Source organism: Psychrobacter sp. (assembly GCF_049295055.1).
Lineage (GTDB): Bacteria > Pseudomonadota > Gammaproteobacteria > Pseudomonadales > Moraxellaceae > Psychrobacter.
The window spans coordinates 1-14,561 of sequence record NZ_JBAQQF010000060.1 but is presented as its reverse complement, the minus strand read 5'-3'; the positions used below and the strand labels follow the sequence as shown (position 1 = coordinate 14,561).

14 protein-coding genes are annotated in these 14,561 nt (G+C 41.0%); 7 read left to right on the top strand and 7 right to left on the bottom strand.

Annotated elements, in window-relative coordinates:
* Positions 1-445, top strand: a 445-nt coding sequence (locus tag WAZ74_RS09225) for a hypothetical protein (RefSeq protein ID WP_422308007.1), incomplete at its 5' end; no start/stop codon positions are given.
* A gap of 407 nt (positions 446-852) precedes the next feature.
* Here the strand turns inward: WAZ74_RS09225 and WAZ74_RS09220 are convergent.
* The 5 genes from WAZ74_RS09220 to hppD all read right to left on the bottom strand — a co-directional run bounded on the left by WAZ74_RS09220 (position 853) and on the right by hppD (position 6,028).
* Positions 853-1,569 carry a hypothetical protein gene (locus tag WAZ74_RS09220; RefSeq protein WP_422308006.1) on the bottom strand — a complete coding sequence of 239 codons (717 nt, stop codon included), beginning with the start codon at positions 1,567-1,569 and terminating at the stop codon, positions 853-855.
* 258 nt (positions 1,570-1,827) lie between these two features.
* Positions 1,828-3,252, bottom strand: coding sequence for a Na+/H+ antiporter NhaC (gene nhaC / locus WAZ74_RS09215; RefSeq protein WP_422308005.1), 1,425 nt, complete (start codon positions 3,250-3,252; stop codon positions 1,828-1,830).
* 61 nt (positions 3,253-3,313) lie between these two features.
* Positions 3,314-3,655 carry a 4a-hydroxytetrahydrobiopterin dehydratase gene (locus WAZ74_RS09210; RefSeq protein ID WP_422308004.1) on the bottom strand — a complete coding sequence of 114 codons (342 nt, stop codon included), beginning with the start codon at positions 3,653-3,655 and terminating at the stop codon, positions 3,314-3,316.
* Positions 3,656-3,805: 150 nt separating this feature from the next.
* On the bottom strand, positions 3,806-4,720 hold the full coding sequence (gene phhA, locus WAZ74_RS09205; RefSeq protein ID WP_422308003.1) for a phenylalanine 4-monooxygenase: 915 nt from the start codon (positions 4,718-4,720) through the stop codon (positions 3,806-3,808).
* A 207-nt stretch (positions 4,721-4,927) separates the two neighbouring features.
* On the bottom strand, positions 4,928-6,028 hold the full coding sequence (hppD, locus tag WAZ74_RS09200) for a 4-hydroxyphenylpyruvate dioxygenase (RefSeq protein ID WP_422308002.1): 1,101 nt from the start codon (positions 6,026-6,028) through the stop codon (positions 4,928-4,930).
* Positions 6,029-6,182: 154 nt separating this feature from the next.
* On the opposite strand from hppD, the gene WAZ74_RS09195 reads away from it, so the two are divergent.
* The 5 genes from WAZ74_RS09195 to dctP all read left to right on the top strand — a co-directional run bounded on the left by WAZ74_RS09195 (position 6,183) and on the right by dctP (position 12,018).
* The gene (locus WAZ74_RS09195) at positions 6,183-7,112 is read left to right on the top strand and encodes a LysR substrate-binding domain-containing protein (RefSeq protein ID WP_422308001.1); all 930 of its coding nucleotides are present in this window, start codon (positions 6,183-6,185) and stop codon (positions 7,110-7,112) included.
* Between the two features lie 214 nt (positions 7,113-7,326).
* Positions 7,327-8,523 (top strand): aromatic amino acid transaminase, encoded by a 1,197-nt coding sequence (locus tag WAZ74_RS09190; RefSeq protein ID WP_422308000.1) that lies wholly within the window; start codon positions 7,327-7,329, stop codon positions 8,521-8,523.
* A 253-nt stretch (positions 8,524-8,776) separates the two neighbouring features.
* On the top strand, positions 8,777-10,078 hold the full coding sequence (gene fahA, locus WAZ74_RS09185) for a fumarylacetoacetase (RefSeq protein WP_422307999.1): 1,302 nt from the start codon (positions 8,777-8,779) through the stop codon (positions 10,076-10,078).
* 165 nt (positions 10,079-10,243) lie between these two features.
* Entirely contained in the window at positions 10,244-10,819 is a 576-nt protein-coding gene (locus WAZ74_RS09180; RefSeq protein ID WP_422307998.1) for a VOC family protein, read from the top strand.
* A 146-nt stretch (positions 10,820-10,965) separates the two neighbouring features.
* Complete coding sequence (gene dctP / locus WAZ74_RS09175; protein ID WP_422307997.1) at positions 10,966-12,018, top strand: TRAP transporter substrate-binding protein DctP; 1,053 nt, start codon at positions 10,966-10,968, stop codon at positions 12,016-12,018.
* Between the two features lie 26 nt (positions 12,019-12,044).
* Here the strand turns inward: dctP and WAZ74_RS09170 are convergent, their stop codons facing one another.
* Positions 12,045-12,926, bottom strand: a complete 882-nt coding sequence (locus WAZ74_RS09170; RefSeq protein WP_422307996.1) for an IclR family transcriptional regulator — start codon at positions 12,924-12,926, stop codon at positions 12,045-12,047.
* A gap of 185 nt (positions 12,927-13,111) precedes the next feature.
* Here WAZ74_RS09170 and maiA point away from each other — a divergent pair, with 185 nt between their 5' ends.
* Positions 13,112-13,756: a maleylacetoacetate isomerase gene (maiA, locus tag WAZ74_RS09165; RefSeq protein WP_422308008.1), complete on the top strand. Its 645-nt coding sequence runs from the start codon at positions 13,112-13,114 to the stop codon at positions 13,754-13,756.
* A 92-nt stretch (positions 13,757-13,848) separates the two neighbouring features.
* On the opposite strand, the gene WAZ74_RS09160 is transcribed toward maiA, so the two are convergent.
* Entirely contained in the window at positions 13,849-14,094 is a 246-nt protein-coding gene (locus tag WAZ74_RS09160; protein ID WP_422307995.1) for a hypothetical protein, read from the bottom strand.
* Between the last annotated feature and the right edge of the window lie 467 nt (positions 14,095-14,561).

Genomic DNA, 14,561 nt, shown 5'->3' with positions numbered 1-14,561 from the left:
CTATCTTCTTGACGGCTGCGGCTTTGAATTCTGCACTGTAGCTTCTGATTTTCTTGATCATGGTAAACTCCTAGGAATATGCTTAGTTTACCAAGTTTACTTGTACGGTTTCTTCAGCATAGCTCACTTAGCTAGTCTTGACGTTTTATCAAATGTAGATTACACATATGATGCTATGACTAAAAACTTAGATATGAATGACCCTACGATCGATTTTGATTCGATACCAGTAATATCATATAGAGCTAAAATCATAGAGAACATGAAAGACGCATGGAATAAGTTTTCAGCGAGCAACAAAAACGAAGATTTAAATGAAGTTAAGATATATAAGAAAAATCAAGATCAACTGGAATCTATCATGAAAGTCAAAAACACGACTGCTACCAAAGTTGTCAATCAGCTCGTTGAAGATGAGTTTAGAAGAAACTTTAATAAGGATTAGACAATTCAGGCAGATAAAATTAATCGCTTAAGTATAACTGTTGGGTGTTATAATGTTGAATCCTTCACTTTATGTACACCCAAATGTACACCATTAAAATTAAAAAATAAATTATGTATTTATATCAACAACTTAATACCATATGATGGCACCGACCACCGGTACCATATACGAAGCCCTTATGATTTAACGATTATAAGGGTTTTTTATTGCCTCTTATTTATCATCCTTATATATATTTAAACTCAATCCTCCATCATGTAAAACCGCTCAGTTGCAGCCAGCATAAACATCACTAAATTTTAAGCGCAAAAAAGCCTCAACGATTAGGCGAGGCTTTTCTAATAGAAAAACTATGTATTAAACACTACTGAATCAAGCTAACTTAATATTAAACCAAATCGATCCTATTCAGCAGAATCTAATAGCTTATTAAGCGTGTCAACCATGTCATCATCTATGATGCTGTCTTCTACATAGTCAACTAGCTCATGTATAGTTGTCAGATCCATTTTTCGAATACCTAAGCTTGCCAGCTGCTCATTAATAGACGCTAAGCTCTCTGTAGCTTCAGAGCTTCTTAAAGAGTTGTCCAATAAAGGCTCATCGAAACTATCACTGACCAACCAGTAAATCTTTTCTAACAAGCTATCTCTCTTGGTTAACGTCGAATAACTATCCCCGTGGATAAATAAATTAAAATGATAAGGCATCTCTACATCATTGATAAAAAAAGTACGCTTACATTCTAGTGTATAGGCTTGTACCTCTTCATGTTCGGCGCCTTCATCCGCTTTATAGTCTTCGTCTTGCTCAATCTCTTCTTTTACCAAGCCTTCTAATATATGATAACGCCCTACTTTTACCTTGTGATTATAAATGATACAAAAATCAGCTATTGCCTCAAAAATAACGGCGCTGATATCTAACGTATGGTCATCAATGTCATAAAAGCCTTTTAAAAAGGGCAAAAACTCTGTGAGCTTCTCTTCTGGCACTTCGGTCAGAAATTGTTGCTCGTATATCTTAACCATGTCTTCGGGCGAATAAGTATTGGCAGTATCAGTCTCATTTCTGCCAGTTGGCTTCAAAGGTATCAGGTTATAGGGGTTATTATTAGTCATGTGGGACTGCCTTTTTATTCAAATTTAAGTAAAATTTATCAGATTTCTGCTACTACTAAACTCTAGTAGTTTCTACATCCACATTTTTTACGCGACTTTCGTGGTTGGACATCTGTATAGTCTATTATCTCTTATTCAGTCACTTTTAGATATATCGTTTGATGATTCCAACTGCCACAAAAAAATCACTCTAATACGGTTAGAGTGGTTTTTTAGACAAATAAAGCTATCCCAACTTATTTTAAAAATAGCCTGTTGTTAATTAGCTAGTTGTGCTTTTTGGTGCTTACGGACGTTAGAGCCATCTTTACGGCTAATCGTTATACCTGTAAAGCCAAACAATATTGTAAGTAGCAATGATAAATAGCAGAAGAATGCGTAAGGTAGATACTCAAGCACTGGCACGCCTAAAGCTTGACTGATAAACACCCCACACACACTCCATGGCACGAGCGGGTTAATGACTGTACCGGCATCTTCAATGGTACGTGATAAGTTTTTAGGATGTAAGTTTAAACGTTCAAACGTCGGACGAAAAGCGGTACCAGATAATAGGATACTTAAATACTGCTCACCGATTAGGACGTTGACACTTAAGGCTGCCATAGCAGCGGCAAAGATAGCGCGGCCTGAACTGGTCAGCATATCTCTGATACCTAATAACAGCGCAGGCAAGATACCCAATGCACGTAACAGACCACCTAGACTTAATGCCAATATCACAATAGTCTGCGTAAAGAACATGCTCTGCATACCACCGCGTGAGATCATGCCACCTACTTCGCCTAGCTCTAAGTTTTCGGCAGGCGCATAGCCACCAAACATGTAGCCGCCTAACTGTCCAATACTGGGAGTACTGTGGAAATAAGTAATGATTAAGGCGCTAGCAATTGTGTAAATGATGGTATAAATGGCATTCACTCGGCATAGCGCTAACACGACCAACACGATAAATGGTAGTACTGAATAACCATGTACTAAGCCGCTATCGACCAGTTGTGACTGCAACAGAATAACTTGATCTAAATTGCCAGTACCCGCCTGCCCAGAGAAGAACCAAAACAGTCCTGCAGTGATAAGCCAAGCGGGCACAGTGGTATACATCATATTACGAATATGCTCAAACAAATCAATGCCCACGACAGAAGAAGCAAGCGTACAAGTATCTGATAGTGGCGACATTTTGTCAGCAAAGAATGCGCCTGAGACGATGGCACCTGCAGCGATAGCGACGTTGGCATCGAAGGCATTACTCATCCCAATGAAGGCCACGCCTATCGTCGCTGCTGTGGTCAAACTACTGCCCAGCGCTACCCCGATAATTGAGGTCAAAACAAAGGCAGAGATATAATAATACTGCGGTGAAATAAGATCAAAACCATAATACATAATGGTGGGAATAGCCCCTGACATCATGAGAGCGGCGACTAGCAATCCAATAAAGAATAATAAATAGATAGCACCGATACCACTGACGACGCCTGAGGACATCTGTTCCTGCATTTTTTCAAAGCTTAAACCCTTAAACATACCTAGGGCCAGCAAAACAGCAATCGCAAGCATTAATGATAGATGCGGAACCCAGCCAAAGCCGATCATGGTGACACCCATAATCGCGATGACAACGCTAGCAATGATAAAAGCTACTTTAGGAGATAGCTCGGTAAGTACTTGTGGAGGCATAACACATCCTTATGTTGCCAATTTGATTTGAATTTTTGACAGTTTTATTTAGTTGTTTTTATTATTTATCAAGCAATTTATCGGTCTTGGCTGCCATAACAAAGTCATTGCGATGCAAACCTTTGATACTGTGCGACCACCAAGTAACGGTAATCTTGCCCCATTCAACCAGCATCCCAGGATGATGCCCTTCTGCTTCGGCAATATCACCAAGCTGATTGGCAAATGCCATAGCTTTCACGAAGTTCTTGAATTTATATTGACGTTGTAATTGCTTAATACCATCAATCTCGATCAATGACCAATCTGGAATTTTTTGTAATAGCTCTTGTGCTTCAGTATCGCTGACTTTTGGTGCGCCAATACGGCATACTTCGCAGCTACCTTGTGATAACTCGGACATGATAATCTCCTTTTTTTATTTTTGCGCTATTGATAATTTCTTTGAGGGATAATTGTTTTCAAGCGTACTTTCTTTAATACCTATTGACGTTTATAGCTGAGACCTATACTGGCCAAGATAGTTTGTATATTAACCACGACAGTTTGTAAGCTATTTCTTAGCATAAGTTGGCGCAAATAAGCCCAAACCCATCGCCTTTTTTACAGCGCCCATAATGTCGCTATTTACGATATCGAATAACGTATCCAAATCATCAATCGCATAATAGATAGGCTGGATTTGGTCAATACGGTAAGGGGTGCGCAATACATCGATTAAATCAAACGCGCGACAATCCGGTTCATCGCTAAGCGCATAGACCGTTTCAGACGGTGAGCTTAAAATACCGCCACCATAAATCTTGCGATTTTCTTCGGTTGCGCCCACTAGACCGAATTCGATGGTGAACCAATACAGGCGCGCTAAATAAAGACGCTCTTGCTTAGTTGCGTTTAATCCAAGCTTACCGTAGGTCTCATTAAAAGTTGCAAAGGCTGGATGGGTCAATAATGGACAGTGTCCGACTATTTCATGAAAAATATCCGGCTCTTCAATATAGTCCATATCATCAAAACGACGGATAAAGGTCGCGACTGGAAAACGTTTATCAGCTAAGAGTTTGAAGAATTTACCGAAGCTAATTAACGCTGGTACTGCGGCAGTCTGCCAGCCAGTCGTCGCTTGTAATACGTCATCGATATCTTGTAGTTGCGGAATATGTGTAGGCGATAGCTTGAGTTTATCTAAACCCTCAAGATAGGCTGAGCAGGCACGATTGGGTATTTGCTTCGCTTGACGTTCAAGCAGCGCTTGCCACATCGCGTTTTCATCGTCACTATAATGAATATGACCATGATTGTCTGGCTGACGCGACAGGTAAGGTTGCTTCTTCTGAGTTACATGTTGAGTAGACGCTTCAGTGTTCGTTGATTCAGCATTGAGCGCTTCATCGTTAAGTGCTTCATTGTTAAGTGAATTAACACTGACAGGCTTTATATGAGCAGTTATCTGTTGACGGCTTTCCATGCCTAGTTTCCTTATATGGCAATCCATTCAATACCTTGGTATCAGTCATCTGCTTTATTTACTTTGTCTGGCAAGTTTCTGGCGTTTTATTATTAAGTAGCAGAGTAACAAAGGTAATAAGGACAAGATAAAACCCTTTCATCTTGCCCTTCTAATACTTATTTTAAGAGTACTTTTTTAAAAGTACTCTTTTAAGCTTACTTGCTGTTATGGCGCTTCAGTCTCTGTCTGACCAACTGTACCGCGACGAACTTGGTCACGCTCGATTGATTCAAACAATGCTTTGAAGTTACCTTCGCCAAAACCATCTTCGTAATCGCCTTTACGTTGGATAAATTCGAAGAATACCGGACTACCCAAAATAGTTTCAGAGAAAATCTGTAACAGTAGACGTGGTTTTCCGCCTTCAGTGGTCCCATCTAGCAAGATACCGCGCATTTGTAACTCAGAAATATTCTCGCCATGACCTGGTAGACGCTCATCAAGCATCTTGTAATACGTCTCGTTTGGCGCGGTCATGAGCGGAATACCAGCGGCTCTTAGCTTATCAATGCTGGCAAATAAGTCATCACTGGCTAAAGCAATGTGCTGAATACCTTCGCCATTGAAGTGCATCAAGTACTCTTCGATTTGTCCGCCGCCCTGCTTTGATTCTTCATTGAGCGGGATGCGAATTTTGCCATCAGGCGCAGTCATCGCCTTACTGGTCAGACCGGTATACTCGCCTTTGATATCGAAAAAGCGGATTTCGCGGAAGTTAAAAACGCGCTCGTAAAAGTTTGCCCAATAGGCCATACGACCGCGATAAACGTTATGCGTTAAGTGATCGATAACTTTAAAGCCATGGCCGACTGGATGCTTATCAACTTCTGGTAGATATTCAAAGTCGATATCATAGATTGAGTTGCCATCGGTAAAACGGTCAATCAAATAGATGAGTGAGCCGCCGATACCTTTGATAGCGGGCAGTCTAAGTTCCATAACGCCGGTTGGTACATCGACTGGCTGCGCACCATTTTCAATCGCTAACTCGTAAGCCTTTTTGGCATCTTTGACGCGGAAACCCATGCTACAAGCGCCTGCGCCATGCTCTTCAACGAAGTAGCTGGCTGGACTTTTTGGCTCACGGTTTAATATGAGGTTGATGTCACCTTGACGAAATAACGCAACGTCTTTAGATCTGTGGTTGGCAACGTGTGCAAAGCCAAGCTGCTTAAACAGTGCTTCAACGGCATCAGGTTGAGGTGAGGCGAATTCAACAAAATCAAACCCGTTTAAGCCCATTGGGTTTTCAAATAAATCTGCCATTGTAATCATCCTTAATTTCAATTGGTGGTATAAAGCGCTAAAAATTAGCAAAAAATAAGTTTCATCAATCATTCCTATTGACGATTCATTTATATTAGATTAGCTTGATTTATAAGACTAATCGTATTTTTTGATTTATTTATCAGGTTTACTTATGAATATCAGCATTCGCCAATTGACCGCCTTTATCAAAGTCGCTGACAACGGCAGTTTTACCCGTGCCAGCGACCAGATGCATTTAACCCAATCTGCCGTTAGTGGCTTGATTAAGGAGTTAGAATCTAACTTGGGCATTGTGTTATTTGATCGCACCACACGCCAGCTGTCTTTATCGGTGGTAGGACATCACTTATTACCGCAAGCTCGGCGTATTTTAAACGAGATGCAATTATTTGAAAATGAAGCAAGCAGTTTGACAAACTTAGCGCAAGGTCAAGTACGATTGGCAGTATCGCAGTTTGCGGCCTCATCGATGCCGGCGGTCATTGCACAGTTTGCTAAAGAATATCCGGATATCAGCGTGTCGCTATTAGATTGCTCTGCTGAAAACTTACTTGAACATATTCAAAATATCGAAGTGGATTTGGGTGTCGGTACCGAACTTGGCTTTATGGAAACCGAAGATGAGATCAGTGCCGATTTACTCTATGAGCTGCCATTTTGCGTGGTGATGCCTGATAGCCATGCGCTGGCAAAAAAACGTGAAATTATCTGGAAGGATTTGATAGATATTCCACTCATTACTTTGCAAGGTCCTTTTTTGGAGCAAGTCACCGCTGAGCTCGATGAGCGTATCGCAAACCATGTTCAGCAGGCTATTTACAAAGTGAACTTTATGTCGACGGCACTTGAGATGACGCGCCAAGGCTTTGGTATTACTTTGTGTCTGCCCTACATGCCAGAAGTGATAGACTGGGTGAGCGCCAATGGGCTACAGATGCGACCTCTGGCACAACCTGTCAAAATGCGGCGGTTTTTTATTTACCAACGCTCCTCTCGAGCACTTTCACCAGCCAGCATTGCTTTTAAGGGTTTTTTACAGCGCTATTTTGCCAGCCATTTTGATGATTTACAGAGCTTTTAAAGTTTATTAGCTCTCATCTTGATATTCACTTGATACTGATGAGCATAGTCACTATTAAATCGTAGTCACTATCAAGCTAAGAGACATTTAAAAGTTTGTAACTAAGAAAAAAATGCGTTAATTAATTAGCATAACGGAATCTAACGTTGAGTTAATCATAAAACTGGTTTATGCTTTTTAGCGCCTCAACTCATATCTCTTGTAAGGAAAACAAATGTTTGAACGTATCGATTATTATGCCGGTGACCCAATCTTAGGATTGGTAGAAAAATTTGCAGCAGATAACAATCCTGATAAAGTCAATCTAGGCATTGGCATTTATTATGATGAAAATGGCGTCATGCCTGTACTCGACTGTGTAAAAATAGCTGAGCAGCGTATTGCTGATCCTATTTCTCCGCGTCCATATTTACCAATGGCAGGTCTGCCAGGACATCGTAAAGGCTGCCAAAACTTGCTTTTTGGTAAAGACGCACAGATTTTAAAGGACGGCTTGGTTGCGACCATCGCCACTATTGGTGGTTCTGGCGCGCTAAAAGTTGGTGCAGAATTTATCCATGAATGGTTCCCGCAGTCTAAGTGCTATGTGAGCGACCCGACGTGGGGCAATCATATTGCCATCTTTGAAGGCTCTGATGTCGGAGTGGGTAAATACCCTTACTATAATAAAGCAGATAGCAGCATCAGATTTGATGAGATGATTCAGTTTTTTGAAACTTTAAACAAGAATGATGTGATCTTGCTGCATCCTTGCTGCCACAATCCAACTGGTCTAGATTTGACCCGCGAACAGTGGGATCAAGTGCTTAACGTCATTCAAGCACGTGAGCTGATTCCATTTATGGATATTGCTTACCAAGGCTTTGGCGAAGATATGGACAGCGATGCTTACGCGATTCGTAAAGCGGTCGATATGGGTCTGCCATTATTTGTTAGCAACTCATTCTCTAAGAACTTATCACTATACGGTGAGCGTGTCGGTGGTCTATCGGTGGTTTGCCCGACAGTTGATGAGACTGAGCGCGTCTTCGGTCAGTTGAACTCGATCGTGCGCCGTATCTACTCAAGCCCGCCATCACATGGTGGCCGTGTGGTCGATATCGTCATGAACGATGAAGTATTACATACGCAATGGGTTGGCGAAGTTTATGCGATGCGTGACCGTATCAAATCCATGCGTACCAAGCTCAAGTCTGTGTTAGAGGCCAAAATCCCTAACCGTAACTTTGACTATATTACCCGTCAAAACGGCATGTTTAGCTTCACTGGTCTGACGCCTGAGCAAGTTGCACGCTTACAAAGTGATTTTGGTATTTACATGATCTCTGACTCGCGCATGTGTGTGGCTGGATTGAACAACAGTAATATCGATTATGTTGCCAATGCCATGGCAGACGTCTTAAAAGACTAAGCTAGCTTATTTTACTAAAACTATCTTAACGAGAAAGGCTGAGCAGCTGCTTAGCCTTTTTTTGTGCTCTGATTTTGTGTAATAAACGAAAATAACAGCAGTATCAATAGCAATAAATCAGTCAGCTTGAATATCAGTAAGACACCAAAACACTTTATAAAAACCCTTGCAATATGTGTAGCTATAAATTACATTATACGTAAGTAGTTAATCATAACGTAATCTATTAAACTTGTTTAGCAAGGAGCAACCTATGTCAACGATTGACAAAAACCTCTCATCTTTCCTCGATATCGCCAGTGATTCTGATTTTTCAATTCATAATCTGCCTTATGGCATTTTTAGTGAAACCAAAGACGCTGCTGGTGATAACAAACGCCGCGCTGGTGTTGCTATTGGCGAGCACGTCTTGGATTTGGCGGCTCTTGAATCAGAAGGTTTATTAAGCTTAGACGGTGGCAGCTATTTTGATCAACCGACTCTAAACGCCTTTATTGATTCTGGTCGAGACAACTGGACTCAGGCACGTAAAACCATTCAAACGCTACTCTCTAGTGATAGCGATGGCTTACGTGATAACACAGATTTGCAGAAAAAATTATTGTTTAAGCAAGCAGATGTCACTATGCACTTGCCGGTTCAAGTACCAGGTTTTACAGATTTTTATTCTTCAAAAGAGCACGCAACCAACGTCGGTACGATGTTCCGTGACCCAAGCAATGCTCTACTACCTAACTGGACTGAAATGCCAGTTGGTTATAATGGACGTGCCAGCACAGTCATCGTTAGTGGTAGTGATGTGATACGCCCATCGGGTCAGCTAAAACCAAATGCTGACGACCGTCCTATTTTCTCAGCTTGTAAGCGTTTAGATTTTGAGCTTGAAACGGCTTTTGTCGTCGGTAAAGGTAATAACATTGGTCAACCAATTGCAGTAGATAGTGCTATTGATCATATCTTTGGTATGGTGCTGCTTAATGATTGGTCAGCCCGTGACATCCAAAAATGGGAATATGTACCTTTAGGTCCATTTAATGCCAAAACGTTTGCTTCTGAGGTGTCACCTTGGATTGTGACCATGGATGCATTGGCACCGTTTAAGATGCCATGCCCGACTCAAGAGCCAAAGCCACTGGCTTATCTGAATGAAAAAGACAGCAACAATAGCTACGATATCAATCTGTCAGTAGAGCTACTTCCTGAAAACGCTGAGAGCGCCACCGTTATTTGTGAAACCAACTTCAAACACATGTACTGGTCAATGGCACAGCAATTGACCCATCACACTATCACGGGTTGTAAAGTAGAAGTCGGCGATATGATGGGTTCAGGTACTATCTCAGGTCCGACGCCAGACTCTTATGGCTCGATGTTAGAGATTGCTTGGAATGCGACCAAACCAGTGACTCTAAAAGGTGGCGAGACTCGCAGCTTTATCGAAGATGGCGATACGGTCATTATGAAAGGCTACAGCGAAAAAGATGGCATCCGTGTCGGCTTCGGTGAAGTACGCGGTAAAGTACTGCCTGCTTTAGAGTTTAATTTCTCTGATTAATCATTGCACTGATATAAATTCAAAGCACTGCTCTACTTTATAAATAAGATTTTATAAATTGCAGTCTAGTTCAAGCAAGCAAAACAGCAGCTGTATTTTTATTGCTATAAATCTACTGTTGCTGTGACTGCCCTCTTTTAATTATTTGTCAAAAGGATATTGATAATGACTTTTAAAATAGAACAAATCCATCATGTGGCTTACCGTTGTAAAGACGCGAAAGAAACCGTTGAATGGTATCAAAAACACCTAAACATGGACTTCATCTTAGCATTTGCTGAAGATCATGTGCCGTCGACCAAAGCCTTTGATCCCTACATGCATGTGTTTTTAGATGCTGGTAATGGTAATGTATTGGCGTTTTTTGAAGTGCCCAATCAACCTGAGATGGGCTTTGACCCTAACACCCCAGATTGGGTGCAGCATCTGGCGATGAAAGTTAAAGACCGCGATACTTTAATAGCTGCTAAAAAGCATTTAGAAGACGGCGGTATTGATGTTATAGGAGTTACCAATCATGGTATTTTCCACTCTATTTATTTCTTCGACCCTAATGGTCATCGTATGGAACTGACCTACGATGATATTACCTCAGAAGAAAAAGTATCGATGATTACGGATGAAATCAAGAAAGACATGCTTGATGAATGGTCGCGTACTAAGCGTGCCCCAGCCCATACTCAGTTTTTGCACGCTGAAGAGCTGGCTGAAGCAAGAGAAGTTGCGCCTGCAGGCGAGTGAAGAAATTGCCATTATATTTAGATCACTTGATAATCAATTAATTAAGAATAGAAACTTGATAATCAAGTGATCTAAAGTCTTAAAGCAGAGAGTCAATTTTTAACACTTAATAATATAATATCCAACCATCAAGAAAGGATTCTATGATGAAGATTAAAACATCTTTAGGGATAGCATTAGCTTCGTTACTCACATTATCAGGCTGTTCCAATAACGATCAATCTGTCAGTGATTCTGTCGATTTAGATAAAGTAACCACGTTAAGATTTTCACATTTCATGACAGCTAACGACAATATAAATACTGAGGGTTTTGAGCCTTGGGCTCGCAAGATTGAAGAAGAGTCTAAAGGGCGCTTAAAAATTGAAATCTACCCTTCTGCCACTTTGAGCAAACCAGGTGCCACTTATGATGCTGCAGCTAAAGGCACTGTAGATATTGGTATGCAAGTGCAAGGCTACACTGCTGGTCGCTTCCCTTTAACTCAAGTGGTTGAGCTACCAGGTATATCCAATACGGCAGAGCAGCAAACTTGTATTTTGTATGAGCTGTACAACAATGGCGCAATTGATAGCGAATACGAAGACACCCATCTACTCTCACTAATGGGCTCAGGACAAGGTGCGCTACATACCGCTGACAATCCGATTCGTACCCCAGCAGATATGAAGGGTTTGCGTATCCGTCAGCCCTCTGTAGTTGCAAGCCACGTTATCGAAACGATTGGTGCAGCGCCTGTTGGCATTCCTGCCAGTGATGCTTATACCTCCTTGCAGCGCGGCGTGATTGATGGACTAGCCTTTACTTGGCAGCCCATACAAGCATTCCGTCTCGATGAATTACTTAATCATCATACAAATATCCCTTTTTACAACTCGACCTTTGTAGTGACCATGAATAAGGACAAATATAATAGCCTACCTCAAGACCTGAAAAAAATTATTGATGATAATTCAGGAATAGTCATGTCAGAGCGTATTGCTAAGATATTTGATGATAGTAATGAAGCAGCGATGGCTGCTGCTCGTGCCAAAGGCGATACTATGATAGACATTCCAGATCCTTTAAACGATCCTGACTGGAAAGAGCCGCTGTTAGAGGGCACTCAACGATATCTGGATGAGTTAGCAGCGCTCGGTTTGGATGGTGAAACAGTTTATGAGCAGGCAAAAGCCGCCAGCGCCGCCTGCAAGGTCTAACTTAAAGGAATTAGAGTCGCATTAAACTAATTGTTAGTAATCTGATAACGCTGTGCTATCGCCAATATTTGCTCAACCACATTATGCTGCTCACTCATCGGTAACTGCTCTGTGGTTCCGATAACAGTAATAGCATATTCTAAGGACAGTTTTTCAAGCGATGAGTCGTTATCGATAGAAGCTTGACTAGCACCGTTGTTACTAGCAACGGTAAACTGCGGCAAGATAACAGGAATCGTAATCGCATTAATACCCACCAACATATCACCGGTTACTGTTGCATAGCCTTGAGTGCGAATCGTGGCTCGTAGTTGATTAAATTGCTGCCATTTTTCTGCTATTGCAGCCTCTTTTTTTGTATGCCACTCAGCGATCACTAACGGCTGAATAACAGCATCAGGCTGATAACTGGCAAACAGATGCCCCGTGGCAGAGGTTGTCAGCGGCATACGTGAACCGATGCGAGTAATGATACTAATCGGACTATTTGGCTCAACCGACTGGATAATGATAGGTCCCTCACTAAACCATTTGGCAATCTGTACCCCGCAGTTTAAGGCGTTTTTAATTTCATTAGCAATGTGTGTTAGCCGCTCTAAGATATTGTTTTGGTTGAAGCCATTATGCCGCATTGCTCCCAGCGCCCCCAACGTATTGATTCTATCACCGAGTCCATAACGTCCATCGCTAAGCTTGCGAGCGTAATTCTTACGAATAAGACTGACCAAATACCGATGACACTTTGCTGGATGCATCTTCATCGCCTGAGCAATGTCTTTTAGCATCATAGGCTCATTGTGATTGATGAGGACATCTAATATCGATAGCCCAATTTCAAGTGATTGAACACCACTTTGATTTTTATTGGTTGCGGTGAGATTCTCTACAAGGTTTTCAGCTGCTGGCATGATTTGCTCAATTAATAGTTTGCTCGATTAATGGTTTGCTTGATTAAATATCAGTTAAAAAAGAAAATGATTTAATAATATTTCTCTTTGATTCTATAAAATAATATATGTGCAATAAAGTTAGTATCGCAATTATAACCACTTATCCCACTAACAACATACCATAATAAAAGGAATGCATAATGATGACACTTTATGGCTATTTCCGTAGTAGCACCTCTTACCGTACGCGCATCGCAATGAATTTAAAAGGTTTGGATTATGACAATGTAACAGTCAATCTAGCACAAGATGAACAGTTAGAGAGCGAATTTAAAGCCCTCAATCCACAAGGATTGGTGCCTGTCTTACAAGCCGACGACTTATTGTTATACCAAAGTCCAGCCATTTTGGAATGGTTAGAAGAAGTCTATCCTGAGAGCCCTCTATTACCAAAAGACGCGGCTGGACGTATGCAAGTACGGGCTCTGAGTGCCATGATTGGATGTGATATCCACCCACTGAACAACCGTCGTATTTTACAGTATTTACGCAATGAGTTATCTGTGGGCGAAGAATACGTCATGGCATGGTGTAATCGCTGGATGAGTGAGGGCTTTGCTGCTCTAGAAAAGCGCTTGGCTCAAGAGGAAAATCGAGGAAAATTCTGCTATAGCGATAGACCTACTTTTGCAGATTGTTATCTAATTCCGCAAGTCTCTTCTGCTCGACGCTTCAAAGTAGACTTAACCCCTTATCCTAATATCGTCGAGATTGATACGCACTGCCGCACTTTAAAGGCATTCGCCGATGCTGATCCTATAATGCAACCCGATGCACCAAGCGCTTAATCTACAAAAAATATAGCCTCCAAATTAGGAGGCTATATTATATCGGTAATATTATATCGATAATCTCATATTACTATTGCCACACCCAATGCTCAAAGCTGCATCTCATGTTGGGTAACAGCGACTACCTTTATCGGTACCGCAAACAGCCATGTTGAACCACCACTACAATAAAAGCAACCCTCTTTAAACGAGACAATACAAGCGGTAAAATCATTACCACAGTGGTCCATCATCGCTTGCTCATCACCATCATCATCGACTGCACACCATACTTGTTTATCACCTCGTACTAGCAGCGCACGTGTCAAATCGCTCCCTCTTAACTTAACACTCATACCAAGCTCCTTATCTTTTCTTACAATATCGTCAACACACATAATTTTTTGATAATGATTTTTATCATCACTGAATCTATGAGTATTACATGAGCTATAAAATCCCTTTTTTGGTAGTCAATAAGCGTATAAGGCATTGCCTATATATTTAAAAACCACTTCCTTTTATAGAGGCTCTATTTTAAAACGATATCAGCAAAACTGTAACATCTAGAGATACTATTCCGGACAGATGGTAAAAATATGAAGATAAATGGTAATAAAATTAAAACAACCTTACTATAAATAAGGTCGTAATTTAGGGTTATAAACTTTAAATTCTTTATTTAATAACGCTGGTTATAGTCAATCCCACTTAAAAGTGTTATAAACTAATTATCAAATCTAATTGTTATTATAAAGACCATGACTTACTCACTAGATTTTCGTAGACAAGTTCTCAAAAGTATAGATGACGGCATGACCTA